We start from the raw sequence: 1,122 nt of genomic DNA on the forward strand, positions 1-1,122 counted from the left end.
TGGAAGAAATCCGCAGAGGCGTGCGCTTTATTCTTCGTAACCTTGGCTATCACCAAGTGAAAGTCGAGAACGGGGATGAAACTGGCACGTTGCTGCTGACGGGCTACATCGATGACGCCAGCAAATGGAACCAAGTCGAACAAATTTTAGAACGCGATGTACCCGGTTTGGTCGCTTGGAAAGTCGAACTGCAGCGTGCAGGCGCGTACATGGACACACTAAAAGAGCTGCTCACCAACGCGGAGCTGCTTAAAAAAGTTCAATTAGTGACAAGTGGTGACCGCATTGAAGTACGTGGTGAATTAGACGACATCGAAACCACACGCTTTTACGGCGTGACTCGGGATTTTCGTGAGCAGTATGGTGAAAAGCCGTATCTGGTTTTGAAATCGATTCCCAAAGTCAGCAAAGGCACGGACATCGACTTCCCGTTTCGTAGCGTTAATTTTGGCCAAGTGCCATACGTCATTCTTACCGATAACGTTCGCTACATGGTAGGGGCTCGCACTCCGCAGGGTTATCGCATATCCAGCGTAACGCCAGCAGGGATTGAGCTGGTGAAAGGCGGGCGCGTTATCACTATTGAACTTGGATACGAAGGCGAGAAAAACCATGACAAATCTTGAACAGATTCTAAATAACGACCTAAGTGGCATTGAAGTGCAAAACATTAAGAGCAAGCTCTTACAAGCACAGGCAGCGGTAAAGCGTCAGTTGGACTTGGGATGTCCTCCGCAGCAGTATCAATTGCTACTAAAACAGTATGAAGCATACACAGCGGCACAGGTTGTGATTGAAGCATACGAAGCTAACCAAAAATAAAGGGAAATCCTATGTCATTTTACGATGCGACCAACAGTGTAAACCTCGATGACGTTAAAACGAAACTTGAGCAACAAGCGAAAGACGCGAACAAATCCGTCACCGATGCCATTAAAAATCTAGAAACCAACGCGGACGACCCATCTAAGCTGGCTGAACTTCAGCACGCTATCAACAAATGGTCGGTGGTATACAACATCAACGCAACCACCACTCGTGCGATCAAAGATGTGATGCAGTCGATCCTGCAGAAGGTGTAATGCATGGAACGAGAATTACGCCAGCTGTTGGCTGAAATTG

2 protein-coding genes and 1 pseudogene are annotated in these 1,122 nt (G+C 47.5%); all 3 read left to right on the forward strand.

The genetic code is table 11. The features are described 5' to 3' along the window. Nucleotides 1-626: pseudogene (gene vscD / locus R7P72_RS25455) on the forward strand (SctD family type III secretion system inner membrane ring subunit VscD); the annotation flags it as partial. Next, complete coding sequence (locus R7P72_RS25460) at nucleotides 613-822, forward strand: EscE/YscE/SsaE family type III secretion system needle protein co-chaperone (RefSeq protein ID WP_015296814.1); 210 nt, start codon at nucleotides 613-615, stop codon at nucleotides 820-822. The pseudogene vscD and the gene R7P72_RS25460, both read left to right, overlap by 14 nt. A gap of 11 nt (nucleotides 823-833) precedes the next feature. Next, complete coding sequence (gene vscF, locus R7P72_RS25465; protein ID WP_005464566.1) at nucleotides 834-1,082, forward strand: type III secretion system needle filament protein VscF; 249 nt, start codon at nucleotides 834-836, stop codon at nucleotides 1,080-1,082. Nucleotides 1,083-1,122 lie beyond the last annotated feature (40 nt).

It is taken from the genome of Vibrio sp. Vb0888 (genome assembly GCF_033338835.1).
Taxonomy (GTDB): Bacteria; Pseudomonadota; Gammaproteobacteria; order Enterobacterales; family Vibrionaceae; genus Vibrio; species Vibrio alginolyticus.

Coding starts and splice junctions, on each gene's coding strand:
- R7P72_RS25460 (WP_015296814.1), top strand. CDS start 613: ATGACAAATCTTGAACAGATTCTAAATAACGACCTAAGTGGCATTGAA.
- vscF (WP_005464566.1), top strand. CDS start 834: ATGTCATTTTACGATGCGACCAACAGTGTAAACCTCGATGACGTTAAA.